Annotated in this window: 21 protein-coding genes; 4 read left to right on the top strand and 17 right to left on the bottom strand. The window is 70.7% G+C overall.

Annotated features, from left to right (window positions below; all coding sequences use genetic code 11):
• Window positions 1-39: 39 nt before the first annotated feature.
• The 3 genes from KHC19_RS00485 to KHC19_RS00475 form a co-directional block, all read right to left on the bottom strand.
• A complete protein-coding gene (locus KHC19_RS00485; protein WP_213350072.1) occupies window positions 40-753 on the bottom strand; it encodes an alanyl-tRNA editing protein in 714 nt (237 codons plus the stop codon).
• Window positions 753-1,784 carry a cysteine synthase A gene (locus KHC19_RS00480; RefSeq protein ID WP_213350071.1) on the bottom strand — a complete coding sequence of 344 codons (1,032 nt, stop codon included), beginning with the start codon at window positions 1,782-1,784 and terminating at the stop codon, window positions 753-755. The genes KHC19_RS00485 and KHC19_RS00480 overlap by 1 nt, the downstream gene beginning before the upstream one ends.
• Window positions 1,785-1,860: 76 nt before the next feature.
• Window positions 1,861-3,336 (bottom strand): cryptochrome/photolyase family protein, encoded by a 1,476-nt coding sequence (locus KHC19_RS00475; protein WP_213350070.1) that lies wholly within the window; start codon window positions 3,334-3,336, stop codon window positions 1,861-1,863.
• 158 nt (window positions 3,337-3,494) lie between these two features.
• Between KHC19_RS00475 and KHC19_RS00470 the strand changes: the two genes are divergently transcribed.
• Window positions 3,495-4,295 (top strand): SDR family NAD(P)-dependent oxidoreductase, encoded by an 801-nt coding sequence (locus tag KHC19_RS00470; RefSeq protein WP_213350069.1) that lies wholly within the window; start codon window positions 3,495-3,497, stop codon window positions 4,293-4,295.
• 19 nt (window positions 4,296-4,314) lie between these two features.
• Here KHC19_RS00470 and KHC19_RS00465 read toward each other — a convergent pair whose 3' ends face one another.
• The 6 genes from KHC19_RS00465 to KHC19_RS00440 all read right to left on the bottom strand — a co-directional run bounded on the left by KHC19_RS00465 (window position 4,315) and on the right by KHC19_RS00440 (window position 13,939).
• Window positions 4,315-8,589, bottom strand: coding sequence for a translocation/assembly module TamB domain-containing protein (locus KHC19_RS00465; protein ID WP_213350068.1), 4,275 nt, complete (start codon window positions 8,587-8,589; stop codon window positions 4,315-4,317).
• Entirely contained in the window at window positions 8,589-10,586 is a 1,998-nt protein-coding gene (locus KHC19_RS00460) for an autotransporter assembly complex protein TamA (protein WP_343207615.1), read from the bottom strand. Before KHC19_RS00460 ends, KHC19_RS00465 begins: the two co-directional genes overlap by 1 nt.
• Window positions 10,587-10,848: 262 nt before the next feature.
• The gene (gene parA, locus KHC19_RS00455) at window positions 10,849-11,490 is read right to left on the bottom strand and encodes a ParA family partition ATPase (protein ID WP_213350067.1); all 642 of its coding nucleotides are present in this window, start codon (window positions 11,488-11,490) and stop codon (window positions 10,849-10,851) included.
• A 351-nt stretch (window positions 11,491-11,841) separates the two neighbouring features.
• Window positions 11,842-12,558, bottom strand: a complete 717-nt coding sequence (locus tag KHC19_RS00450) for a L,D-transpeptidase (protein WP_213350066.1) — start codon at window positions 12,556-12,558, stop codon at window positions 11,842-11,844.
• A gap of 168 nt (window positions 12,559-12,726) precedes the next feature.
• Window positions 12,727-13,350 (bottom strand): flavin reductase family protein, encoded by a 624-nt coding sequence (locus tag KHC19_RS00445; protein ID WP_213350065.1) that lies wholly within the window; start codon window positions 13,348-13,350, stop codon window positions 12,727-12,729.
• A 10-nt stretch (window positions 13,351-13,360) separates the two neighbouring features.
• On the bottom strand, window positions 13,361-13,939 hold the full coding sequence (locus KHC19_RS00440) for a nitroreductase family protein (RefSeq protein WP_213350064.1): 579 nt from the start codon (window positions 13,937-13,939) through the stop codon (window positions 13,361-13,363).
• Between the two features lie 159 nt (window positions 13,940-14,098).
• On the opposite strand from KHC19_RS00440, the gene KHC19_RS00435 reads away from it, so the two are divergent.
• Together KHC19_RS00435 and KHC19_RS00430 are read left to right on the top strand one after the other, a co-directional pair.
• Window positions 14,099-15,265: a hypothetical protein gene (locus KHC19_RS00435; RefSeq protein ID WP_246548055.1), complete on the top strand. Its 1,167-nt coding sequence runs from the start codon at window positions 14,099-14,101 to the stop codon at window positions 15,263-15,265.
• Between the two features lie 125 nt (window positions 15,266-15,390).
• Window positions 15,391-16,539 carry a DUF2336 domain-containing protein gene (locus KHC19_RS00430; protein WP_213350063.1) on the top strand — a complete coding sequence of 383 codons (1,149 nt, stop codon included), beginning with the start codon at window positions 15,391-15,393 and terminating at the stop codon, window positions 16,537-16,539.
• Window positions 16,540-16,546: 7 nt separating this feature from the next.
• On the opposite strand, the gene KHC19_RS00425 is transcribed toward KHC19_RS00430, so the two are convergent.
• Complete coding sequence (locus KHC19_RS00425) at window positions 16,547-17,368, bottom strand: NAD kinase (RefSeq protein WP_213350062.1); 822 nt, start codon at window positions 17,366-17,368, stop codon at window positions 16,547-16,549.
• A gap of 31 nt (window positions 17,369-17,399) precedes the next feature.
• Between KHC19_RS00425 and cutA the strand changes: the two genes are divergently transcribed.
• Window positions 17,400-17,729, top strand: a complete 330-nt coding sequence (gene cutA, locus KHC19_RS00420; protein WP_213350061.1) for a divalent-cation tolerance protein CutA — start codon at window positions 17,400-17,402, stop codon at window positions 17,727-17,729.
• Window positions 17,730-17,763: 34 nt separating this feature from the next.
• Here cutA and KHC19_RS00415 read toward each other — a convergent pair whose 3' ends face one another.
• From KHC19_RS00415 to KHC19_RS00385, 7 genes are all read right to left on the bottom strand, one after another.
• The gene (locus KHC19_RS00415; protein ID WP_343207614.1) at window positions 17,764-18,702 is read right to left on the bottom strand and encodes an aminoglycoside phosphotransferase family protein; all 939 of its coding nucleotides are present in this window, start codon (window positions 18,700-18,702) and stop codon (window positions 17,764-17,766) included.
• An 8-nt stretch (window positions 18,703-18,710) separates the two neighbouring features.
• Entirely contained in the window at window positions 18,711-18,968 is a 258-nt protein-coding gene (locus KHC19_RS00410; RefSeq protein WP_213350060.1) for a DUF3297 family protein, read from the bottom strand.
• Window positions 18,969-19,130: 162 nt separating this feature from the next.
• Window positions 19,131-20,123, bottom strand: coding sequence for an MBL fold metallo-hydrolase (locus KHC19_RS00405; protein ID WP_213350059.1), 993 nt, complete (start codon window positions 20,121-20,123; stop codon window positions 19,131-19,133).
• Between the two features lie 129 nt (window positions 20,124-20,252).
• Entirely contained in the window at window positions 20,253-20,810 is a 558-nt protein-coding gene (locus KHC19_RS00400; RefSeq protein WP_213350058.1) for a hypothetical protein, read from the bottom strand.
• Window positions 20,811-20,838: 28 nt separating this feature from the next.
• Window positions 20,839-21,639 (bottom strand): ABC transporter permease, encoded by an 801-nt coding sequence (locus KHC19_RS00395; protein WP_213350057.1) that lies wholly within the window; start codon window positions 21,637-21,639, stop codon window positions 20,839-20,841.
• Between the two features lie 274 nt (window positions 21,640-21,913).
• A complete protein-coding gene (locus tag KHC19_RS00390) occupies window positions 21,914-22,951 on the bottom strand; it encodes an ABC transporter permease (RefSeq protein ID WP_213350056.1) in 1,038 nt (345 codons plus the stop codon).
• Window positions 22,944-24,020: an ABC transporter ATP-binding protein gene (locus KHC19_RS00385; RefSeq protein WP_213350055.1), complete on the bottom strand. Its 1,077-nt coding sequence runs from the start codon at window positions 24,018-24,020 to the stop codon at window positions 22,944-22,946. The genes KHC19_RS00390 and KHC19_RS00385 overlap by 8 nt, the downstream gene beginning before the upstream one ends.
• Window positions 24,021-24,231 lie beyond the last annotated feature (211 nt).

Here is a 24,231-nt window from a genome sequence, read left to right as displayed (position 1 = left end):
GGTCCCTGCGGGAATGCTCTGCGGCGACGCGCGCCGCGTTCAGGCCAAGGCGAGGCGGACGCGGCGGTTCTGCTGGCCCTTCTTCTCGATCTTGCCGATGACGACCGCGCCGATCTCGCCGAGCCGCCGCACATGGGTGCCGCCGCAGGGCTGCAGATCGATGTCGCCGATCCTGACCAGCCGCACCCGGCCGGAGCCGCGCGGCGGCTTCACCGACAGCGTCTTGACGAGGCCGGGATTGGCGTCGAGCTCCTCGTCGGTGATCCAGCTCTCGGTGACGGCGGCATCGGTGGCGATCAGCTCGTTCACCCGCGCGGCGATGGCGTCCTTGTCGAGGCCGGCATCGGGAATGTCGAAATCGAGCCGGCTCTCCTCCTCGCCGATCGAGCCGCCCGTCACCGGATAGGGCAGGGCGACGGAGAGCAGGTGCAGCGCGGTGTGCATGCGCATGCGCCGGTAGCGGGGCGCCCAGTCGAGGCGCGCCGTCACCGCCGCGCCGACCTCCGGCAGGGGAGAGCCGGCAGCGGGAAGGTGCACGATCTGCGTCTTGTCCGGTGACCAGACGGCCCCGGCGACGGCGAGCTCCGTTCCGTCGGCCCCGACCAGCCGGCCGGTGTCGCCCGGCTGCCCGCCGGCGGTGGCGTAGAACACCGTGCGGTCCAGCACGATGCCGCCTTCCGGCGTCAGGCCGACCACGGTGGCCGGCGCGTCGGCGAGATAGGCGTCGTCGCGGAACAGGAGCGCGGTGGCCATCACAGCATCACGTTGGGGACGTCGATCCTGCGCTCCAGCCAGCCGGGGACCGGCAGGCCCTTCTCCCGCAGGAAATCGGGGTTGAACAGCTTCGACTGGTAGCGGGTGCCGAAGTCGCACAGGAGGGTCACGATGGTGTGGCCGGGACCCATCTCCTTCGCGAGGCGGATGGCGCCGGCGACATTGATGCCGGAGGAGCCGCCGAGGCACAGGCCCTCGAACTCCAGGAGATCGAACACGATCTGCACCGCCTCGGCATCGGGGATCTGGTAGGCGACGTCGATGGGCGCGCCTTCCAGATTGGCGGTGATGCGGCCCTGGCCGATGCCCTCGGTGATGGAGGAGCCCTCCGACTTCAGTTCGCCGGTGGTGTAGTAGCTGTAGAGCGCGGCGCCGAACGGATCGGCGAGGGCAACCCGGACATTCGGGTTGCGCTCCTTGAGCGCGATGGCGCAGCCCGCCAGCGTGCCGCCGGTGCCGACCGCGCTGACGAAGCCGTCGACCTTGCCGTCGGTCTGCGCCCAGATCTCCGGGCCGGTGGTCTCGATATGCGCCTGCCGGTTGGCGACATTGTCGAACTGGTTGGCCCAGACGGCGCCGTTCGGCTCGGTCTTGGCCAGCGCCTCGGCGAGGCGGCCGGAGACCTTCACGTAATTGTTCGGGTTGGCATAGGCCACGGCGGGCACCTCGACCAGCGTGGCGCCGGCCAGCCGCAGCATGTCCTTCTTTTCCTGGCTCTGCGTCTCGGGGATGACGATCACCGAGCGGAAGCCGAGCGCATTGCCGACCAGCGCGAGGCCGATGCCGGTGTTGCCGGCCGTGCCTTCGACGATGACGCCGCCGGGCTTCAGCTGGCCCTTGTTCACCGCGTCCTGGATGATGAACAGCGCCGCGCGGTCCTTCACCGACTGGCCGGGATTGAGGAATTCCGCCTTGCCGAGAATGGTGCAGCCGGTCTCCTCCGAGGCGCGCTTCAGTTTGATGAGGGGCGTGTTGCCGACCGCCTCGACGAGACCGTTACGGATATCCATGGCGCTGATTTCATCTGTCGGTTCAAGGGGCTCAGAAAATAGTAGCGGGAAACCGGCTCGGCAACCTTTGTCGCCGTCATTTGCCGCCGCTGCGCCGATAGGCGTCGAGCGCCCGTTCACGCGCCGCGGCGAGCTCGACGATGGGGCGCGGATAGCTGGTGCCGAGGGTGACGCCGGCCCGCGCCAGCACCTCCGGCGTCGCCTGCCAGGGCTTGTGGACGAGGTTGGCCGGCATCCCGGCCAGTTCCGGCACGAAATGGCGGACATAGCGGCCGTCGGGATCGAAGGTTTCGCCCTGCGTCACCGGATTGAAGATGCGGAAATAGGGCGCGGCGTCGGCGCCCGACCCGGCCACCCATTGCCAGCTGGCGGGGTTGTTGGCCGGATCGGCGTCGACCAGCGTGTCCCAGAACCACGCCTCGCCGTGCCGCCAGTCGACGAGGCCGTGCTTGACCAGGAAGGACGCGCAGATCATCCGCACGCGGTTGTGCATCCAGCCGGTCTGCCACAGCTGCCGCATGCCGGCATCGACGATGGGGTAGCCGGTGAGGCCGCGCTGCCAGGCATGCACGAAGCCGGCGTCGTCCCGCCAGGGAAAGGCGTCGAAGCGGGCGTTGAGATTCGCGGTCGCCAGCTCGGGGTGATGGAACAGCAGGTGGTAGGAGAATTCCCGCCAATAGAGTTCGCTGCGGAATTTCTCGACGTCGCGCGCCTGTGCCTCGCCCGCCTCGGCGGCGTGCTCGACGGCGGCGAGCGCCTGCACCGGCGAGAGGTTGCCGGAACGCAGGAAGGGCGAGAGGCGTGAGGTGTGCGCGCCGTCCGGCCGGTCGCGGCGCTCGGCATAGCCGTGAAGGCCGCGATCGAGAAACTCGACCAGCGCGGCGCGTCCGCCCGCTTCGCCCGGCTGCCAGGCGGCCCGCAGGCCGCCGGCCCAATCCGGCTCGCGGGGCTCGAGCCGCCAGTCGTCGAGATCGTCTCCGGGCAATTCCGGCCCGGGCGCCAGCCTCGCGGGGACGGGGAGCGGAGCGCGCACGCCAAGGGAAGCCGCGGCGCGATAGAAAGGCGTGAAGACGCGATACGGGCCGCCGGAACGGGTGCGCAGCGTCCATGGCTCGTGCAGCAGCGTGCCGGAATGGCTGGTCACGTCGACGCCGCCCGCGGTCAGCTCCGCCTTGAGGTGGCGGTCCAGCGCGATGGCGCCGGCCTCGTAGCGCCGGTTCCAGTGCACGCAGGCGACGCCGGCCTCCCGTACCACCTCGCGCACCACCCTGTCGGCCGGCCCCCGGCGCAGCACCAGTCGCCCGCCGATCCGCGCGATATCGGCGGCGAGGGCGGCGAGCGAACGGCCGAGCCACCAGCGGGCCGCCGCGCCGAGGGAGCGACGACCGGGTGTTTCGCGGCCGGGTGTTTCCTCGTCGAGGACATAGAGCAGGATCGGCGGCCGGCCCTCGGCCAGCGCGCCGGCCAGCGCCGGATTGTCGGCGAGACGGAGATCGTCGCGGAACCAGACGAGGGCAGGGGAGGTCGGGGATGCAGGGGAGGTCGGGGACATGGCATCGTCGCGTTGCTTGCGGGCGAACATATACGCGCCAGACGGCTGCAAGATCCCTTCCGCCATCGCGATTCTGGTGACGCTTGCGATTTATTCATTACATACATAATCTAAATGCCGATCCGGCGGCATTCGCCGTCTCCTTTCACGAGGCTCCCATGTCATCCCCCTCCGAACTCGGCGTCGCCGTCGTCACCGGCGCGTCTTCCGGCATCGGCAAGACCTATGCGCAGCAGCTGGCCCGTCGCGGCCACGATCTCGTCCTGGTCGCCCGCGACCGGGCGCGGCTGGAGGCGCTGGCCGCCGAGCTGCGCGCGGCGACCGGGCGTGCGGTGGAAGTGCTGCCGGCCGATCTCGGCCGGGCGGAGGAGGTGGAGGCGCTGGCGGCGCGGATCGAGAGCGATCCGGCGATCACCCTGCTGGTCAACAATGCCGGCATGGGCACCGAGCGCAATGTGGTGGGCGCCGATCCCGCGCCGACCCTGGCGATGGTGGAGCTCAACGTCGTGGCGCTGACGCGGCTGTCGCTGGCGGCGGCGAGCGCCTTCAGCCGGCGCGGGCGCGGCGCGCTGGTCAACATCGCCTCGGTGGTGGCCTTCCTCGCCGACACGCTGACCGGCGCCTATGCCGGCACCAAGGCCTTCGTGCTGGCCTTCACCCAATCGCTGCACAATGAGCTGAAGGGCGGCCCGGTGCGGGTGCAGGCGGTGCTGCCGGGGCTGACGCGCACCGAGTTCTTCGACCGGGCCGGGCTCGACGCCTCGCAGCTTCCGGCGAACATGATGATGTCGGCGGAGGACCTGGTCGCGGCGGCGCTGCGGGGGCTCGACCTCGGCGAGGTGATCACCATTCCCTCGCTGCGCGATCTCGGCAAGTGGGAGGCGCTGGAGGCCGCCCGCCTCGCACTGGGGCCGGAACTGTCGCTCGACAGCCCGGCGGAGCGCTACCGCGCCGCCTGACCCGCAAGCGGGCCGGCGCTCAGTAGTCCCACTGGGCGCCGATGCCGACCTCGGCGGAGCCGCCGGCCGAGGTGGCGCCCTGCAGGCGGATGTTCTTGGTGACGTCGATGTCCACCGTCACCTTGCTGGAATTGGCGCTCGTGCCCTGGCGCACGCCCAGATAGATGTTGTCGTTGAGCCGCCGGCCGACGCCGACCTGCCCGCCGGTGCCGGCGTCGTCGGTGCCGAGTTCGAGGCTGTCGACGCCGAGCGAGCGGCGCACATCGTTCAGCATCCCGCCGCCGCCGGAGAACTGGGCGACGGTCTGGGCGATCTGCAGCGCCTGGCCGGAGGAGAGCTGGCCGACCGAGCGGCCGAACAGCAGGCGGGAGAGGATCTCGTCCTGCGGCAGGGTGGGGTTCGAGGTGAAGTCGATCTCCGGCGCCGAGGCCGGCCCGGTGACGATGATGCGGGCGGTGACGTCGTTGGCGGTGGTCTCGGCCACGAAGTCCAGCTCGGGATCGGTGGTGCCGGTGAACGTTACCCGGCCGCGGGTGAAGGAGAGGCGACGGCCGACGAAATCGAAATTGCCGCGCCGCATCTCGAAGCCGCCCATCGCCACCGGCGCCGTGGAGGTGCCGCGCAGCTGGATGTCGCCGCCGAGCTCGGCCTCGATGCCCATGCCGCGCACGAACACGTTGTTGGGCGCCGAAATGGTGAGGTCGAGCGGGATGCCGGTATCCGCCGGCCGCGGCTCGCGGCGGCCCGGCCGGCCGGCGCCGGGCACCGAACGTGCGCCGGCATTGACGTGGCGGACATTGAGGCTCTGCACGCCCCCCGGCAGCCGATCGGGGATGTTGACGTCGAGAGCACGCACCACCATGCGGCCGGTGACGCGCGGATTGTTGAGGAAAGCGCCTTCCACCGCGATCCGCCCTTCGGTGACGAGGCGCATCAGCTCGCTGTTCACCAGCTGGGCGTTGGCCATGTCGATCTCGATGCGTCCCGGGAAGCCGGCGGCCGGGTCCAGGCCGACATTGCCGCGCCCGGTGAGGCCGCCGCCATTGGCGGTGCGGGCGGAGAGCGAGGTCAGGGTGACGCTGCGCTGGGTGCCGGTGAGCAGCGCCTCGATGCGGTCGAGGCTGATGCCGTTCAGGCTGTCGATATAGCGCCCGCCGCTGATGCGGATGGTGCCGCCGGCATTCGGCGCGCTGGCGGTGCCGGTCACGGTGGCGTTGACCGCCGCATTGCCGGCGACCTGCGCGCCGGTGGTGGCCAGCATCGGGTTGAGAATGCCGAGATCCACCCCGCCGCGAATGGCGAGATCGAGCGCGCCGGCGCCGAGCGGCACGGAGCCGTTGATCGCAAGCGCCTGAAGATACCGGCCTCTGATCTCCGAGCGGAGGGTGGCGCGGCCGCCGGCGAGGTCGCCGCGGGCGGTGATGTCGAACGGGCCGGCGCCGGCGCGGGCGACGTCCGGCGTCGACAGCCGGGTGATGGTCAGCTGGTAGTTGCCGGTCGGCGCGGCCGGGGTGCCGGTGACGCGGGCATTGCCGGCCAGCGTGCCGGACAGGTTCAGCCCCGGCGCCGCGAGCTCGGCAAGCGAGAGCGGGATGGCGCGAAGATCCGCCGTCAGATCGAGGCGCTCACCGGCGCTGCCGGCCAGGGTGGCGGTGCCGCCGCCGGCATTGAGCGCCAGGCGGTCGATGGTCACGGTGCCGCCGGCATAGACGATGTTGGCCGGGGCGGTGCTGGCGATGGTGGTGCCGCCGCGGGTCGCCGAGAGACGATCGAGCCGCAGCCGGGCGCCGTCGCCCTGGCGGCTCAGCCGGCCGGCGGCGCGCAGCGCGGTGTTCTGCACGGTGGCGTCGACGGTGAGATCGGTGCCGTCCGTGCCGCCCTTGCCGCGGATCGTGGCGTTTTCAATGACTTGGCCGGAAATGTTGGCGCCGCGTACCTCCACGGTGCCGTCGAGGGCGGGCACGCCGATGGGGTCGATCACCGTGGCGTCGATGCGGGCCATGGCGACCGACTGGCCGGCGGCGGCGACGCGTTCGGCATTGCCCTTCAGCACCACGCGCTGGCGGCCCTCGCTGATGTCGAGGCCGATGTCGGCGTTGAGGCTGCCGGCGAGCTCGGTGAGCGCCAGCGGCGAGAGATCGGCGAGATTGGGTGCGGCAAGGATCAGGCGGCCGGTGGCGAGGCTGGCGTCGGTGACGGTGACGTCGCCGGTGGCGCGCGCCGATCCGATAGCGATATCAAGCTCCTGCACCTCGAAACGGTCGTTCGGGGCGCTGGCGAAGGAGCCGCTGCCGGTGGCCGGCTGCCCGGCGATGGTGCCGTTCAGGCGGAAGGTCGCGCTCGGATTGCCGGTGATGTCGTTGCCGGTGAAGGCGAGCGTAAGTCCCTGGATCGGCTTGCCCATGGCGGTGCCGGACGGGATCGAGACCTCGGCGGTGGCCTTCAGGTCGTCCAGCGAGCCGGAAAAGGCGCCCTGCGCCTTCACCGCGCCGGTGACGCGCGGGTCGAGCCGGGCCAGATCCGCAAGGTCGAGGCTGGCGCGCAGATCGGCGGCGGTGGTGTCGAGCCGGCCGTCCATCGCGAAGGAAAGCCCGTCGGCATTCATCCGCAAGTTATTGATCGATATGGCACTTTGTCCCGACCGCTCGATCGCGCCGGTGAGGGTGGTGGCGTGGCCGAAGAAGCCGTCGGCGGCGGGAACGCCGGTGACGACGTTCTGCGAGCGCCCGTCAATGGTCACGGTGAGGCGGGAGAGGCCCTCGCTCGCCTGGATGCCGATGTCGAACTGGGCCTGGCCCGCCAGCGGCCGCTCGATCAGCGGGACGAGGGTGGCGAGGTCGAGCCGCTCGACGCTGAGCTTGCCGTCGATGTCGGCCTGGTCGGCGGTACCGGTGAAGCGCGCGGTGAGGCCGGTGAGATGCACGGTCAGGCCGGTGAGGCGCGCCAGCGCGGTGTCGCCGGCCGGCACGAGGCCGGTCGCCTGGAAGCGGGCGGTCGGACCCAGCGCGGCGGCCACCTGCGGCTCGGTGGCGGTGAGGCCCTGCGCCTCGCCCTCGGCGGTGACGGCGAGGTTGCCCTCGGCATCCGGGCGGGTGGTGGCGTCGACGGTGAGGGTGCCGGTGCCGTAGCCGGCGCCCGACAGGCCGGTCGCCACCACATGGGCGTCGACGGCGGGCGCGGCGATCTTGCCCATCACCGTGCCTTCGAGCGTGCCGGACTGCCAGGCCATCCCCGGCGCCAGCGCCGCGAAGCGGGCATGGTCGGGCACGCGGGCCTGGAAGGTGAGCTCGGCGATGCCGCCGTCGAGATCGAGGCCGCCTCTCACCGAGGCGCCGAAGCCGGCGGCCCGCACGCTCGAGCTCTCGATGGCGAGGCGGTTGGCGGGATCGAGCGTGGCGGCGGCGGCGAGCTCGGTGCGTCCCTCGAACAGCGGGCCGAGATCCGCCGGCAGCAGGCGGGAAATGTCGGCGTCGATGGCGGCGGTGAAGCGGTGGCCCTGCGGCACCGCGCGGATGCCGGCGGCGCCGGAAGCCTGCGCGATGGTGCCGGCCTGCAGCGCGAGATGGCCGTCCCATTGGTCGAGCGTGCCGCTGCCCTTCAGCGAGGCGGTGAGCTCGGGCAGCCCGTCCATGCCGGCGGCGCGGGCGATGAGGCCGCCGGTCGGCTCCTCGGCGGAAAGGTCGAGATCGAGCTGCCGGGTTTCCGGCGCAAAGGACGCCGTGCCGGCGACGCGGCCGGGGGAATCGCGCCGGTCCAGCTCGAACTTCAGCGCCACCGCGCGGGTGGTCGCCGACAGGTCGGCCGAGGCGGTGAGGCCGAGCGTGGCGGCATGGCCGAGCACCGGCTCGGCAAGGACGATCTCGCCGATCGCGAGGCGTTCGAGCCGCACCGGCAGCAGCGGAGGGGCGGAGGAGGAGGCCGGCGGCGGGGCGGAGGGCTCGGGCGGCGGCAGCGGACGGCGCAGCACCTCCACCTTCGCCGCCTCCAGCGCGGTGACATCCACCGAGCGGTTGAGCAGCGCCAGCGGGCTCCAGGAGAGGCGGGCGCCGGAAATGGTGGCGAAGACCCCGTCATCGTCGGAAAGGGTGATGCGCTCGACGCCGATATCGGAGGGAACGAAGCCGCTGATGCCCTCGATGCCGACGGCGAGACCGGGGGTGGAGGCGAGCGAGGAGGCGAGGCGGGCGAGCACCGCCTTGCCGGGCGGGGTCTGGATGATGCCGAAGAGGGCGAGGACCAGCAGCACCAGCCCGATCACGGCGTAGATGAGGAAGCTGAGAAACCGCGCCACCATCAGAAGGCCTGCCCCAAGCTGACATAGATGCCGTAGTCGCCGTCGTCCGGCCCCGGATTGAGCGGGAAGGCGACGTCGAGCCGCAGCGGCCCGATCGAGGTGTAGTAACGCAGGCCGATGCCGGCCGAGTATTTCATCTCGTCGAAGTCCGGCGCCTCGCTGGCGAAGGCCGAGCCCATGTCGAAGAACGGCACCACGCCGATGGTGTCGGTGACCTTGATGCGCGCCTCGACGGAGGCCTCGAAATAGGAGCGGCCGCCGATGATGATGCCGTCGGCATTGCGCGGCGAGGCGGACTGGTAGTCATAGCCGCGCAGCGAACCGCCGCCGCCGACATAGAAGCGCCGTTGCGGCGGCACGTCGGTGAGGTCGGCGCCGAAGATGCTGCCGGCGGCGACGCGGCCGGCCAATATGTAGCGCTTGGCTTCGTCGAGCGCGTAATAGGTCGAGAAGCGGGCATTGAGCAGGGTCGGCACGCCGTCGGCGTCACCCAGCCTGGCGAAGGGCTCGGCGATGCCGGTGAAGCGGATGCCCTTCGACGGATCGAGCTTGTTGTCGGTGCTGTCGTAATTCAGCTCGAACGGTATGCCGGCGATGAAATAGTCGTTGACGCCGGTGGTGTCCCACACCCGCGATTGTTCGAGATCGACGCTCACCTGCAGAGACATCTCGTCGCTGAACCGGTGGCGGATGCCGCCGAGGAAGGTGCCGGCCTCGCGCACATAGGCGTTTGTGACCTCGCGCAGCACCGCGGCCTCCATGACGAGATCGTCGCGCGCGGTGATGATGCCCGGCTTCACGAAGGTGGCGGCCACCTTGTAGCCGAAGGGATCGGCATCCGGCACCGCCTCCGATTCCTGGCCGAACCAGGAGACCTGCGCATCGAGGCGCAGCGTCTCGCCGCCGCCGAAAAGGTTGCGCGCGCCCCAATAGCCGTTGATCGCCGAGCCGTCGGTGGAGGAATAGGTGGCGGAGAAGCCGACATAATGCGGCTTGCGCGGCGAGACCTCGATGGTGATCGGCAGCGAGCCGTCGGGCTCGAGGTGATCGGCCTCGATGATCCGCACGCTGGCGATGGCTTCATATTCCAGCAGCCGCCGCCGCAGCCGGTTCAGCACGTCCGGCGAATAGGGCGTGCCATGGGCGATCTCGATGCGGTCCTCGATGAAGCCGGGGGTGAGGAAGTCGGCGCCCTTCACGGTGAAGCGGCCGAAGGTGGCGCGCGGGCCGGGCTCGACATGGAAGGTGACGTCGAGCTGGCGCACGGCGTGGTCGGCGACCACGTCCTTGTCCGTCACCCGGGCGAAGGGGTGGCCGGCGTCGCGCCAGTGATTGGTCAGCGTCGCCTCCGCCCGCACCACGGTGGTGGCGAGCGCCGGCTCGCCGGGCGCGAAGCCGAGGCTGGCGAGGCTCGGCGCGTCGACGAGCGGGCGCCCGGTCTTCGCGTCGAGGATGGCGATGCGGCCGAAATGGAACAGCGGGCCGGGATCGACGGTGACGGTCACCGGCACCGGGCCGCGCTTGCGCGACGCCTCGACGATATCGAAGATATTCGGCGCGTCCGGCGCGTTGCCGGCGACGGTGATGCGGATCTTGCTGCCGTAGTAGCCGATCGAATAGAGCGCCGCATTGATCGCCGGCCCGTCGGAAAGGGCGCGGCGGATCAGGCCGGCGGCGCCGGCCGGCGGCCGGTCCTTCAGCCGCTCCAGATTGGAGGCGTCGGTGACGGCGTTGCGGATGGCGCGCTCGGTCGACTTGACGTCGATGGTGAGCTTGTAGGGCGTGGCGTCGATGGTCGGCGGCTCGCGGGCGGCGACGCGCGACGGGTTGAACAGGTCGAGGATGGGGCCGAGCACGCCGGATTGCGGCGCCTCGTTGGCCGGCTGGGTGTCCGGCTGCGTGGCGGGGGTCTGGGAGGCCGGCGGGGAGGCGGATTGGGCGAGCGCCGGCGCCGCGACGAGCAGTGCTTGCGGCGCAACGGAGGCGACCAGCAACACGGCCAGCCGAAACCTCCTCAGTCCTGCCTTTCCGTATCGGTGCAACGCCACCCTCGATACCCGTCGTAGCTGGCCGCGGACCCGGACAGGACCGCGAGCGACCCGTGCGGGGCCAACACTGTTTGGCGGCAAGCTAGAAGAATAGGGTGAACAAAGACTTGCCGCCCGCCGCCTTCTTTTGATTGCCGGTTGCGGGCGCGCGCGTCAACCGCCGGCGGGCATTTTCGGGCCTTCGGACCGGCCTTGGCGGTATGACGATAGGTTATGCGCCGATCAGCCGGCCGATCTCGGCGGCGAGGGCCTCGACCTCCAGCGCGCCCTTCGAGCCCGGCGCGACCTCCTGCACGGTGAGGCCCGCGCCCATCGAGGCGGCGAAGGCGACGCGGTTGCCGAGCCGGGTCTGTGCGGCGGGATGGCCGAGCGCGCGGAGGGCCTCGCCGATCTCCTGCGTCAGGGCGACGCGGGGCAGCGCCCGGTTGATCACCAGCAAAGAGGGGGTGCCCTCCTTGGCGATCATGTCCAGCGTCGCCTGCGTCGCCCACAGATCGACCGGGGTCGGCTGGACGGGCACGGCGACCAGGCTGGCGGCCTCGATGGCCGGGCGGGACTCGATGTCGGACTTGGGCGGGGTATCGATGACGATGATCTCGTAGTCCCGCGCCAGGCTGCGGGCCTCGCGGCGGGCGCCCCAGCCGGAGGCGGTGCGGAAATCGAGGCCGGTGGCCTCTTCGCCGAGGCTTGCCTCGCGCGCCTCGAACCATTCGCCGAGGCTGCCCTGCGGGTCGCAGTCGAGCAGGGCGACGCGGGCGCCGCCAAGCGCCAGCGCCACCGCCAGATGCGCGGCGAGCGTCGTCTTGCCCGAGCCGCCCTTCTGCTGGGCGATGGTGATGATCCGGCCGGCCATGGCGCGTCCCCCGGTCGCGTCGGAATCGGAGAGGCTAGGGTCGCATCGGGGCCGGCGGGCGGCAAGCGCCATGCGGCCATCGGAGGGGCTTATACGGGGGCACGTCGCGAGGTACGGCCCGCGCCCTCTCGCCGATCGAACCCGGCTGGCGCCGAGTTCGATCTCCGGGATGGGGCAAACCGGCAGGAGCGCCCCTTTCTTCTCCCTCTCCCCGTTGGGGGGAGGGTAGGGTGAGGGGCCTTCTTCGCTCCCCAATCGCCAGAGCCCCTCACCGACCCGCTGCGCGGGCCACCTCTCCCCAATGGGGAGAGGGAGAGCAAGGGGGACGGCGGCTTGACGGGCGCGGGGGCGTCAGACCTGGGCGCCGGAGCCCAGCACCACCACCTTGGTGCCGACCGGCACGCGGCTGTAGAGATCGATGGCGTCCTGGTTGATCATGCGGATGCAGCCGGACGAGACGTTGGTGCCGATGGTGTTCGGCTCCAGCGTGCCGTGGATGCGGTACAGCGTGTCCTTGTTGTCCTGCCACAGATACATCGCGCGGGCGCCGAGCGGGTTCGACAGGCCACCGGGTACCCCGACGCCGCTCTGCAGCTTGGACAGCTGCGGCTTGATGTCCGGGCGGCGGGCGATCATTTCCGCCGGCGGGTACCAGTCCGGCCATTCCTGCTTGGAATTGATGGTGGCGGTGCCCGACCAGCCGAAGCCCTGCTTGCCGACGCCGACGCCGTAGCGGATCGCCGTGCCGCCCGGCTGCACCAGGTAGAGGAAATGCTGCTTGGGGTCGATGACGATGGTGCCGGGCGGCTGCTTGCCGTCATAGGGCACCTGCCGGCGCAGATAGACCGGGTTCATGTTCGAGGTGTCGAAGGCGGCGACCGGGAACTTGTCCTGGATCGCGCCGTAGGTGGGCGTCGGCGCGAAGGCCAGCGGCGCGGCGGCCGGCGCCTGCGGCGCCAGGCTCAGCTCGGGCAGGCTCGTCTGGGTGCTCTTGCACCCGGCGAGCGCCATGGACAGGCCGGCCATGGACAGGCCGGAAAGTAGAACGCGACGATCGATGGACGGCATGGTCCGCTGGTCTCCCGCAAAAACGCCTGGTGCGCCGGCGCCTCGCTCCCCTTGGGTCTTCGAATCGCAGCGGCCCCTGTGGGGAACACGTTGCGGCACGCATCTTAACGAATCGTTTGCCATAAATATTCACGACTTCAGGCGGACGTGACCGCCCGCCGCCGGTGCTCAGGCACTCGTGAACGACTGGCCGCCCGGGCGCGGCAGAGTGTGGATCTCCTCGACGGCGGCGTAGTCGAAATAGCCGCAGCGGGCGAGGGAGTTCAGCTTCTCCACGCGCAGGATTCCGTCCTCGACGAAGGCCTCGTCGATGTGGATGCCGACGATCTCGCCGAACACCAGCCAGTGGCCGGTGGAGGCGCCGGAACGCCCGGCGAGCTCGCGCACCTCCACCGCCACGCATTCGAGCGCGCAGGGGCTCCGGGCGACGCGCGGCGGCTTCACCAGCCGCGAGGGCGCGCGCGCCAGCCCGGCGAGGTCGAACTCGCTTTCCTCGCGCGGCAGCACCGCCGAGGTGAGGTTCACCTGCGCCAGCAGCGCACGGGTGGCGAGGTTGCAGACGAACTCGCCGGTATCGAGGATGTTGCGCACCGTGTCCTTCACCCCGGAGGAGGAGAACATCACCATGTCCGGGCTCTCGCTCACCAGGTTGAAGAAGGAATAGGGGGCGATATTGGCGACCCCGGCCGGCGACAGGCTGGAGATCCAGCCGATCGGGCGCGGGGCGACGATCGCCTTCAGCGGATTGTGCGGCAGAAGGGTACGGTCCCGGTCATCCGGCGCGTAGAACATGGCCGGCCTCTCAGAAGCGGGTGACGATGTCGGCGAGCGCCGGGCGCGGGCGGTCTTCCTGCGGCTTGGCCAGCGTGCCGATATGCACGAAGCCGACGATGCGCTCGTCCGCCGCCAGGCCGAGGCCGGCCCGCACGCGGGCGTCATAGGCGTACCATTCGGTCAGCCAGGTCGCGACATAGCCGAGCGCGTTGGCCGCCAGCACCAAGAGCGTGCAGGCGGCGGCGCCGGACATGAGCTGCTCCCATTCCGGGATCTTCACATGCGGGGCGGCCTTCGACACCACGGCGATCACCAGCGGCGCGCGCGACAGGCGGGTGCGCTCGATGTTCACCCGGTCGGCGTCGGCCTCGGGGACGTCCTTCTGGAACGTCCCGGCGATGAGTTCGCCCGCCCGCTCGCGTCCCTCGCCCTCGAACACGATGAAGCGCCACGGCGCCAGCTTGCCGTGATCCGGCACGCGGGAGGCGATGGTGAGCATCTCGTCGATCTCTGCCGGCTTCGGGCCGGGGGCGACGATATCGAAGATCTTCGGGCTCTTGCGCAGCTTGAGCAGCCGCAGGGCATCGGTCGAGGTATCGGTCTTCATGGCGGTTTCCCCTGTCGCCTTTGCGCCTAGCACGCGGCGGCAGGCCGGGCCAGCGCGACGCAGCGTCAGGGTGTTTCAGTTTGCCGCGAGCGGGCGGAGGGCCCGGCCCGGGGCGCCCGCGGACTTGAATTTGCCCACGTTCGCGGGCACCAAGAGGCCATGTCCGCCTCCGTTCCCCGCTTCGCCCGTCCCCGCCCTGTTCCGCACCGCGCCGGCACGCGCCTGGTCGCGGCCTTCACGGCGCTGTGCCTGGCCTCTCCCGCCGCCGTCGCGGCGATGGCCGGCAGCGGAGCGGGCGGCGACGCGGCCTCGATTTCCTCTTCCGGCTCGCTGGCGCAGGCCATGCCCTTCGTCGGCACCCAGTCGCCGGGCGTGGGGGCGCCGCGGCGCCTCGCTCCCCAGACGCCGGCGGCGACCGCGCCGGCCGCGACCGCGCCGGCGGCCAAGGGCGGCGCGAGCGGGGGAGCGGCGACGGCGGCGGGCGACGCGCACACCATCCTGCCGCAGCCGCCGGCCGGCAAGGCGGCGATCGGCATGAGCGCCCGCTTCGGCGCCAACCTGCCGCAGATCCCGCGCGGCCTCGTCTGGCGGGTGTTCGACGACCGGCCGGAAGCCTCCGGCGCCTATCCGCTGGTGGCCGAGGCCGCCGAGCCGGCGCCGGTGTTCTTCCTCTCGCCGGGCGGCTATGTGGTGCACGTCTCCTACGGCCTCGCCAGCATCGCCCGCCGCATCGTGGTGGGCGAGGATTCGCGCCGCGAGCAGATCACCATCCCCGCCGGCGGCATCAAGCTGCAGAGCGACGTCGGCGACAAGCTGATCCCGGCCTCCAAGGTCAGCTACGACATTTTCGAGGGCAGCTTCCTGCAGGGGCGGGCGGCGAGCCGGCCCTTCTATCGCGGCGCCTCGCCCGGCGACCTCGTGGTGCTGCCGGCCGGTGACTATTACGTCGTCTCCACCTATGGCGAGGGCAATGCGGTGCTGCAGGCCGACATCGCCGTGCAGCCCGGCAAGGTGACCGACGCGACGCTGCACCACCGCGCCGCCGAGATCACGCTGCAGCTGGTGGCGCAGGCCGGCGGCGCGCCGCTTTCCGGCACGCAATGGTCGGTGCTGACGCCCGGCGGCGATTCGATCAAGGATTCCTCGGCGCCGACGCCGGCCTTCGTGCTCGCCGAAGGCGAGTACACCGCGCTGGTGCGCTATGACGGCAAGACCTTCACCAAGACCTTCAACGTCGAATCCGGCTCGGACAGCCGGGTCGACGTGCTGGTGGGCGAGCAGGCGGCCGCACCGGAAGGGGCCGCGGACGGCGGCTCGGGCGACTGAGGTCGCGCCCCGGGTAGGGCCGGCGGGCGCGCCCGGGCCGACGGATCAGCGTCGGCGATCATGGTCAACGAATTCTTAATGCCGTCGTGATTCACTCTTCTTCCGGCAGGCGGAAGGAGGTGGGCATGATCGTGCATCAGTATCTCCTCTGGGCGAAGACGGTCTCGGAGGCGGAGCGCGCCCGCGGCCTCGGCCTGCTGGCCGGCCTCTATGCCCGCGGCGAGCTGCGGGGAGCCGAGCGGCTCGGCTTCGAGGCGGCGCTGCCGGTGCTGGCCCAGGATCCCTTCGCGCCGGCGCGCCTCGCCCTCGTCGAGGCGCTCTGCCGCCAGCCCGGGCTTCCCGAGGATCTCGCCCAGCTGCTCGCCGGGCTCGACGGCGAACCCGGCCTCATCATGCTCGCCCGCTCACCGGTGCTGAACGACTGCGATCTGGTCGAATTCGCCGAGGCCGGCGACGAGCCGCGCCGCGCCGCCATCGCCGCGCGGGCGCACCTCACCGCGCCGGTGGCCGCCGCGCTAGCCGAGATCGCCGGCGAGGAGGCCTGCCTCAGCCTCGTCACCAATCCCGGCGTCGACCTGCCCGGCTTCTCGCTCGGCCGCATCGTCGCCCGGCACGGCCAGGCGGCGGCGCTGCGCGAGGTGCTGCTCGCCCGCCGCGACCTGCCGGCCAATGTGCATCAGGCGCTGATCCGGGCGGTGGCGAACGCGCTGTCGGTGTTCGTGGTGGAGCGCGGCCGGCGCGCCGCCGGGACGGAAGCCGGCGGCGAGACCGCGCCGGCGGCGGCGGCCGAAGGGACCGGCGAGCGGCCGGGCATCGCCATGATCGGGCGATCGGCGCCGGACCTGCGGGCCTTCGCGGCCGGGCTCAAGCAGCGCGGCGAGCTGACGCCGGCGGTGGCGCTGCGGGCGCTGCTGGCTGGCCATATGCGGATGTTCCTCGAAATGGCGGCGGAGCTGACCGGCCTGCCGACCGACCGGGTGGCGGCGCTGGCCGCCGACCGCTCCGGCGACGCCTTCCGCCTGCTCTATGACCGGATCGGCCTGCCGTGCGGCGCCTACATCGCCTTTCGCAGCGCGCTGCAGCTGGTGCAGAAGGAAGCCTATCTCGACGACGAGGACGCCGCGGCCGGGCTGCAGAAGCGCATCGCCGAGGCGGCGCTGCAGCAATATGCCCGCCTCGGCGAGCCTGCCGGGCGCAACCCGGTGGTGGCGCTGCTCGAGCGCTGGCGGCACGAGGCGCCGCTCGACCCCCGCACGGCGACGCTGGCGGCCTGAGCCGGCGTCAGACCTCGAACTGCTCGCGCAGGATGCGCTCCTCGATGGAATGGTCGCGGTCCATCAGCATGGTCAGCGTCGAGCCGGTGTCGAGCCGGGCGCGCACCGCCACCACGTTCAGCACCTGATAATGATCGGCGGTGGCGTTGACCGGGCGCTTGTCGGATTCCAGCACCGCGATGTCGATGCGCGCGCGGTCCGGCACCAGCGCGCCGCGCCAGCGCCGCGGGCGGAAGGCGGAGATCGGGGTCAGCGCCAGCAGCGGCGTGCCGATGGGCAGGATCGGCCCCTGGGCCGAGAGGTTGTAGGCGGTGGAGCCGGCGGGCGTGGCGACGAGCACGCCGTCGCAGATCAGCTCCTCCATCCGCATGGTGCCGTCGATGGAGATGCGCAGCTTCGACGCCTGGTAGGACTGGCGGATCAGCGACACCTCGTTGATCGCCGGGGCGCGGTGGACGCGGCCATTGACGTCGGTGGCCTCCATCAGCAGCGGGTGGATGACGACCCGCTGGGCGGCGGCGATGCGCTCTGGCAGGTTCTCCAGCCGGAAGCCGTTCATCAGGAAACCCACCGAGCCGCGGTTCATGCCGTAGATCGGAATGCCGGTGTCGCGGAAGCGGTGCAGCGTCTGCAGCATGAAGCCGTCGCCGCCGAGGGCGACCACGATGTCCGCCTCCTCCGGCGCGACATGGCCGTATAGCGCGGTGAGCTCGCTGCGCGCGCGCACCGCATCCGCGGCATCGCTCGCGACAAAGGCGATTCGGCCATATGCTGCCATTTCGGGAGCGTCCGCTGCGGAAGAAGGGGCTGGGCGGGCGGCTTCATTCATAACGGACAGCCCGATACGCGGGGAGGAGGGGATGGAGCCACAGCTCGGCACGGTGATGGTCTATACGACATGGCCGGGTCTCGTCGAGGCCGAGGCGGCCGGGCGGGCCATCGTCGCCGACGGGCTGGCCGCCGCGGTGAACATCCTGCCGCGCATCGTCTCCATCTATCGCTGGCATGGCGAGATCGAGCGGGCCGAGGAGGTGGCGATGCTGCTGAAGACCCGCGCCGACCTCGCCGAGGCGGTGGCGCAGGCGGTGCGCGCCCGCCATCCCTACGAGACGCCGGGCGTGCTGGTGCTGCCGGTGACTGGCGGCGACCCGGACTATCTCGACTGGATCGAGATGGAGACCGACGCCTAGCCTGCGGGGAAGGGCTGTACCGGTGCCGGTGGTCTCAGCGGTCGCGGGCGGCGGCGGCGAAGCCGGCGATGGCGCGCTCAATGGGGGCGTCGACGCCGTCCTCCACCGCCCAGCTCCAGGACAGGCCGGTCCAGGCGAGGATCCAGTCGAGAAGCCGGGTATGCGCGATGCCGGTCTCCTCGGCGACGGTGGCGAGGCGGCGCGCGAAGATGTCCGGCCGCCGGGCGAGTTCGATCTCCGGCCGGCCGAGGTCGGGATCGCAGAACAGGATGGCGAGGTCGAAGCCGCGCTCGCCCAGCAGGCCCTTCGGATCGATGGCGCGCCAGTCGCCGGCGCGGCCGGGAATCGCGGGGCGTTCGTCGGAGGGGCCGAAGTCGAGGATGTTCTCGTGGTGCAGGTCGCCATGCAGCGGCGCGATCTCGCGCGGGTCGGCGAGAAGCCGTTCGGCTATGCCGGCGGCGCGCGCGAGCAGCCCGCCCTGGCCGGGGCCGATGGCGAGCAGCGGCGCGAACCAGCCGTCCAGCGGTACCAGGCCGGCGGGGAGCGGGCCGCGCGGGCGGTGCAGGCGGGTGGCGACGGCGCAGATGATGCGGGTCGCCGCCGCGTCGTCGTGCCGGGCGAGGGCGAGCAGGGCGCCGGGGGCTTCGGCGCGCTCCATCAGCAGCGCGCCGGCGCTGTCGCCGGCGGCCGGATCCGTGAAGGCCGGATCCGTGAAAGCTTCCTGCGCGAAGACCTCGTGCGCGAAGATGTGCGCCGCGCCGTCGCCGTTCCACCAGCGCATCAGCGGCATGGCCCGCGCCTCGTGGGGCTCGTCGCTGACCTTGAGCATGGCCGGGCGGGCGGAGCCGGCAAAGGACTGGCGCACCGGCAGCAGCAGGCTGGTGGCGGTGGCGAGCGGCGTACCGTCCGGCGTCAGATTCCAACGGGCGAGGGCGTGGTCGAGCAGGGCCCGGCGCCGCCCGGTGGCCTCCACGCCGGGGCTCAATCGTCGGCCGGCGGATCGCGGAGATAGGCCTCGACCGCGCCCTTGAGCTTCACCGTCATCGGATTGCCGGCGCGGTCCTTGGCCTTGCCGACCGAGACCCGCACCCAGCCTTCGCTGATGCAGTATTCCTCGACATTGTTCTTCTCGACGCCCTTGAAGCGGACGCCGACGCCGCGCGTCAGCAGCTCCTCATTGTAATAGGGGCTCGACGGATCGCTGGAGAGGCGGTCGGGAAGGGTGGTCGGCTCGGTCATGATGTCCTCGGCACGGCAAATGGCGAATGCGCCGACACATAGACAAGCCGGAGCCGGATGCCAACGCCGCCGCGCTCCTTCATATGCGCGGCGCGAGGGCGGCCGGGCGCGGCGGAGGAGACCGGCCCGGCCTGGGAGCGCGCGGGCGCTCCCGCCGTCGCCTCAGAGCACCGGGTTCCACACCGCCGGCACCAGGCGGTAGCCGGTGTCGGTCTTCTCCGCGAAGCCGAGGGCCGGGAACATGAAATGATAGCCGGCCACCTGCATGCGCTCGGCGGCGAGCATGTCCCAGACGCGCTTGCGGGTTTCCACCGCCTTCGCCCCGTCCATGTCGAACATCACCTGCCATTCGGGATTCTGTGCGAACAGGGTGGGGTTGTTGGTGGTGTCGGACTGCACGAACAGTTTGCCATTGCCCGAGGCGACGACGAAGGCGGTGTGGCCGGGCGTGTGGCCGGCCGCTTCCACCGAGGTGATGCCCGGCACGATCTCCTTGTCCCACGCATAGGGCTTGATGCGGCTGTCGAGATCCTTGAACACCTTGGCGACGTTGGCGAAATTGCCCTTCGCGCGTTCCGGCGCCCGGCTCGCCTCGCCCTCGTCGGTCCAGTATTTCCACTCGACCTCGGGGACGAGGATCTCGGCATTGGGGAAGGCGAGGGCGCCGTCGGCGGCACGCAGGCCGTTGATGTGGTCGCCGTGGAAATGCGAGATGACCACGGTGGAGATGTCGGAGGGCTTCACCCCCGCCCAGGCGAGGTTGGCGAACATCTTGCCCACGGTCGCGTTGCCCGCCTGCGGCCCGTTGCCGGTGTCGATCAGCACCAGCTTGCCGCCGGTATTGATGAGCAGCGGGTTGAACTGGTTCATCAGCTGGTCCTTCGGCAGGAAGGCCTTGTCCAGCACGGTATTGACGTCGTCGCGGGAGGCGTTGCGCACGAAGCCGTCCTGCAGCGGGCCGACGCGGGCGCCGTCGCTGACCGCCGTCACCTCGATGTCGCCGATCTTGTAGCGGTAGATGCTGGGCACCTGCTGGCCCGACGGGGTCTGGGCCGCGGCGGGCGTGGCGCCGGTCATGGCGAGACCTCCGATGGCGGTCGCGGCGGGAAGCGTGGCGGAAGCGATGAGGGCGTCACGGCGGGAGAGGGTCGTCATGGCGGTCTCCTTCGGGGTGTTCGTGTGCCGGCGGGGCGGGCGCGCGGTGCGGCGCGCTGCGGGCGGGCCGAAGCTAGGGCTTCGCCTCGCGAGCGTCACGGCAACGGGTATCACGTTCGGGTGAAACGCCTAGAAGTGGTATTTATAGCCGAGCTCGATGGCGTCGTAGGACACGTCGCCATTCTTCCAGTCGCGCTCCAGCTTGACCGACACCGAATGGGCGTCGCTGAGGCGGAAATCGAACTGGGTGGACAACTCGGGCGTCTCATAGGCGTAGGCGGTGTCGAAGGCGTTGCGGTAGCGCGCGGCGATCACCGTCCAGGTGACGACGGAGGAGAGCTTCACGTTCAGCGAGCCGGTGAAGCTGTAATAGGCGAAGTCGGTGGCGTTGCTCGGCATGTGGCTGCCCAGCGCGGCGACGCCGGCCACCGACCAGACCTCGTTCAGCGGATAGGTGTAGCCGACCGTGCCCTCGACGTTCCAGGCATAGGCGCTGGTGTGGGCGGTATCGTAATATTTCGCCGAGCCGCCGAGGCTGACATTGTTGTCGAAGGTATGGGCGTAGCTGAGCTGGGTGTCCGTCGACTTGGTGGCGGACAAGTCGCCGGGCTCCCGCTCGCTCGCCACCGACAGGCCGATGACGTTGCTGCCGGCCGCCGCCGGCCCGGCGGCGAGCGCCGGGACCATGGCAAGGCCGGCGGCGACGAGGACGGCGTCAGCGCGCCTTCTTGCGGCTGGAGAGAAGAACATAGGTCGTTGCCGCCACGAGAGTCAGAGCCACGAAGATCACGCCCACCACATTGATCACCGGTGAGAGGCCGAAGCGCAACCGCGAAGCGATCTCCGTCACCAGCGTCCATTCGCCGCCGATGGCGAAGACGGTGGTGTTGTAGTTCTCGAAGGATTGCAGGAACGCGACGACCGCGGCGGTGAAGGCGGTGGGCGCCAGGAAGGGCAGGGTGATGCGGCGGAACACCAGCGTGTGGCTGGCGCCGAGATCGAGCGCCGCCTCTTCCAGCGTGCGGTCCTGCCGCTGCAGGCGGGCGAGGAACAGCAGCATGGCGTAGGAGGCGATGAAGCTCGACTGCGCCATCACCGCCACGAACAGGCCGCCGGGCACGCCGAATTCGCGCCAGAAGATCAGGCTGGAAATGCCGAGGATGATGCCCGGCGTCAGCACCGGCGAGACGAGGATGGAATAGAGCACCGTGCCGGAGCGCTGGCCGAGCCGGGTGAGGATCAGCGCCCCGGCGAGGCCGGCGGGGATCGACACCGCGATGACGCCCAGCGCCACGACCACCGAGTTGAGCAGGCCCTGGATCAGCCGCCCGTCATGGGCGAGCGCCACGAACCATTGCAGCGTGAAGCCGCGCCACTGGGTGACGGAGGGATAGTCGTAGGAGTTGAACGCGGCGGCCGACATCACCGCCAGCGGCAGGAACAGATAGAGGCAGAACAGGCCGATATAGATGTTGAGGATCAGCCGGGCGCCGGCGCTGTCATTGGCGGTGCTCATGGGCGGGCTCCGGCATAGGCGCTGACAAAGGCGGGCGTGAGGGCGCCCGGGCCGGTGATCCCTGCCGAACGAAAGGACCTCGCCGATCGAGCGGCGTTGCTCCCTCTCCCCGTCGGGGAGAGGGGTGGGGTGAGGGGTCTTCTTGGCTTCCCAACGTGGGGCCCCCTCACCGACCCGCTTCGCGGGCCACCTCTCCCCAACGGGGAGAGGGAAGGAAAGAGCGCACGGGGATCGGGGACCAGCGTGTGGGGGCGAAACAAGACGTCGATCCTGCTCATTTCGCGATGTCCCTGAGACCGACGCCGAACAGGCGCATCATGATGAGGATGAACGCCGTGCACACCACCAGCAGCGACACCGCATAGGCCGAGCCCATGTTCCAGTTGTTGCTCTCGAAGAACTGCCGGTAGACCAGCTGCGAGAACCAGTCGCCGCCCTGGCCGCGGGTCATGATCGCCGGCACCGAATAGGAGCCGGCCGACAGCATGAAGGTCATGATGCAGCCCACCGCGATGCCCGGCTTGGCGTGCGGGATGATCACCCGGCGGTGGATGCGGAAGGAGGAGGCGCCGAGGTCGCGGGCGGCCTCGATCTGGTTGCGGTCCAGCGTCTCCAGCGTGTTCACCATCGGGAACACCATGAAGAGCACATAGGTGTAGATCATCGCCAGGAAGACGGCGGAGGGATTTTCCAGGAAGGGTATCCAGCCGCGATTGTCGAGATCGACCATGCCGAGCCATCCGAGGATGCCGTTGATGACGCCGCGATAGTCGAGGATCATCAGCCAGGCATAGACGCGCAGCAATTCGTTGATGGCGTAGGGCACGATCAGCGCCACGGTGAGCACGATGGCCTTGCGCGGCCCGCTCGCCAGCGCCACCGCATAGGCCATCGGGTAGCACACCACGAGGGCGAGGGCGGTGACCATCAGCGCGTAGATGATGGTGCGGATGAAGATGTAGAAATGCAGCCCGCTCATGCGGGTGAAGTTGGCGAGGCCGTAGGTCTTGGGCGGGTTGGTTTCCTGCGCCTCGAGCGCGGTGGCCTCGGCCTGCTTCTGCGCGATCTGCGCCTCGAGGCCGGCCTTCTTGGCCGCGTCGCTCTCGCCGGAAGCGTCGAGCTGCAGCGTCGCCATGTCGTTGTAGAGGCGGTCGATCTGCAGGGTGATGTCGCCCTTGGAGTCCTTCCACCACAGCGACTGCTCGATCATGGCGCCGAGCGGCACCAGGATGAGGGCGAGGATCCACAGCGTGGCGATGAGGATGAGCAGCGCGCCGAGGCCCCGCCCATAGGCGCGGAACAGGCTAGCCATTGGCGAGCGCTCCCTCGGCATAGACCCGCGCGTCGTCGCGCCCGAAGCCCAGCACCAGATCGTCGGGCAGCTCGCGCACCGCCGGGCCGTTGGCGAGGGTGACGGTGAGCGTCTGGCCGGCGGCGGTGCATTCGAGATTGACCGACGGGCCTTCGAGATGGCGCGCCTTCAGCGTCGCCGGGATGCGGTTGTCGCGGCCGTCGCCCAGCGTCATCCGCTCCGGGCGCACCATCACCAGCACCGGGGCGCCGATGGCGGGCGTGCCGACCTCGCGGCCCTCGACGGGACCGAGGGGGGTATCGACGCTGGCCATGCCGTTGGAGATGCGGCGCAGCGTGCCGCGGATCACGTTCTGCTCGCCGACGAAGGTGGCGACGAAGGGTGTCGCCGGCTCGGCATAGAGCGTGTCGGGCGCGGCGACCTGCTCCAGCTGGCCGCGGCTCATCACCGCCACGCGGTCGGACATGGCGAGCGCCTCGCCCTGGTCGTGGGTGATGTAGATGAAGGTGATGCCGACCCGCTTCTGGATGGCGCGCAATTCGGCACGCATGTGCTGGCGCAGCTTGAGGTCCAGCGCCGAGAGCGGCTCGTCGAGGAGCAGCACGGACGGCTCCACCGCGAGCGCGCGGGCGATGGCGACGCGCTGGCGCTGGCCACCGGACAGGTCCGAAGGCTTCTTGTCGCCATAGCCGCCGAGCGCCACCAGTTCGAGCAGTTCCTGCGCCCGCTTCAGCCGCTCGGCTTTGGCGACGCCGCGGGCCTCGAGCCCGAAGGCGACGTTCTCGGCGACGCTCATCAGCGGGAACAGCGCGAGGTTCTGGAAGATCAGCGCGGTGGGACGCTCGTTCGGCCCCTTGCCGGCCATATCCTCGCCGCCGATCAGCACCCGGCCGATGGTGGGCTCGATGAAGCCGGAGACCGTGCGCAGGATGGTGGTCTTGCCGCAGCCGGACGGGCCGAGGATCGAGAAGAACTCGCCGGCCTCGATGGTGAGGTTCAGCGGCTGCACCGCGACGGCGTCGCCGAAGCGGATGGAAACCTGATCGAGACGTACGTCCTTGCCGCGCATGGGGCGTTCCGCGAAGGAGGGAGGGGAGCGGCGACCGGAGCGGGTCCGGCCGGGCATGTTCCGGTGCGGTGACGTTACGAAACTGCCCGGAAGTCGAAAAGACTGTCCCCGGGACCGGCCCGGGGACGCGGGGCAGGCGGGGGCGAGGCAGGCCCCGCCGCCGGATGCGGGCGCGAACCGTTTCGCCCGCGCCGGGCCGTGCGGCGCCGGG

The organism is Ancylobacter oerskovii (assembly GCF_018390555.1).
GTDB lineage: Bacteria > Pseudomonadota > Alphaproteobacteria > Rhizobiales > Xanthobacteraceae > Ancylobacter > Ancylobacter oerskovii.
The sequence above is the reverse complement of the archived record's forward strand: the minus strand, read 5'-3'. Positions and strand labels throughout refer to the sequence as shown.

Coding starts and splice junctions, on each gene's coding strand:
- KHC19_RS00410 (WP_213350060.1), bottom strand. CDS start 18,968: ATGACCGAGCCGACCACCCTTCCCGACCGCCTCTCCAGCGATCCGTCG.
- KHC19_RS00450 (WP_213350066.1), bottom strand. CDS start 12,558: ATGCCGTCCATCGATCGTCGCGTTCTACTTTCCGGCCTGTCCATGGCC.
- KHC19_RS00400 (WP_213350058.1), bottom strand. CDS start 20,810: ATGGTCCCGGCGCTCGCCGCCGGGCCGGCGGCGGCCGGCAGCAACGTC.
- parA (WP_213350067.1), bottom strand. CDS start 11,490: ATGGCCGGCCGGATCATCACCATCGCCCAGCAGAAGGGCGGCTCGGGC.
- KHC19_RS00485 (WP_213350072.1), bottom strand. CDS start 753: ATGGCCACCGCGCTCCTGTTCCGCGACGACGCCTATCTCGCCGACGCG.
- KHC19_RS00425 (WP_213350062.1), bottom strand. CDS start 17,368: ATGAATGAAGCCGCCCGCCCAGCCCCTTCTTCCGCAGCGGACGCTCCC.
- KHC19_RS00470 (WP_213350069.1), top strand. CDS start 3,495: ATGTCATCCCCCTCCGAACTCGGCGTCGCCGTCGTCACCGGCGCGTCT.
- KHC19_RS00445 (WP_213350065.1), bottom strand. CDS start 13,350: ATGTTCTACGCGCCGGATGACCGGGACCGTACCCTTCTGCCGCACAAT.
- KHC19_RS00475 (WP_213350070.1), bottom strand. CDS start 3,336: ATGTCCCCGACCTCCCCTGCATCCCCGACCTCCCCTGCCCTCGTCTGG.
- cutA (WP_213350061.1), top strand. CDS start 17,400: ATGGAGCCACAGCTCGGCACGGTGATGGTCTATACGACATGGCCGGGT.
- KHC19_RS00435 (WP_246548055.1), top strand. CDS start 14,099: ATGTCCGCCTCCGTTCCCCGCTTCGCCCGTCCCCGCCCTGTTCCGCAC.
- KHC19_RS00430 (WP_213350063.1), top strand. CDS start 15,391: ATGATCGTGCATCAGTATCTCCTCTGGGCGAAGACGGTCTCGGAGGCG.
- KHC19_RS00405 (WP_213350059.1), bottom strand. CDS start 20,123: ATGACGACCCTCTCCCGCCGTGACGCCCTCATCGCTTCCGCCACGCTT.
- KHC19_RS00395 (WP_213350057.1), bottom strand. CDS start 21,639: ATGAGCACCGCCAATGACAGCGCCGGCGCCCGGCTGATCCTCAACATC.
- KHC19_RS00465 (WP_213350068.1), bottom strand. CDS start 8,589: ATGGTGGCGCGGTTTCTCAGCTTCCTCATCTACGCCGTGATCGGGCTG.
- KHC19_RS00385 (WP_213350055.1), bottom strand. CDS start 24,020: ATGCGCGGCAAGGACGTACGTCTCGATCAGGTTTCCATCCGCTTCGGC.
- KHC19_RS00480 (WP_213350071.1), bottom strand. CDS start 1,784: ATGGATATCCGTAACGGTCTCGTCGAGGCGGTCGGCAACACGCCCCTC.
- KHC19_RS00390 (WP_213350056.1), bottom strand. CDS start 22,951: ATGGCTAGCCTGTTCCGCGCCTATGGGCGGGGCCTCGGCGCGCTGCTC.
- KHC19_RS00440 (WP_213350064.1), bottom strand. CDS start 13,939: ATGAAGACCGATACCTCGACCGATGCCCTGCGGCTGCTCAAGCTGCGC.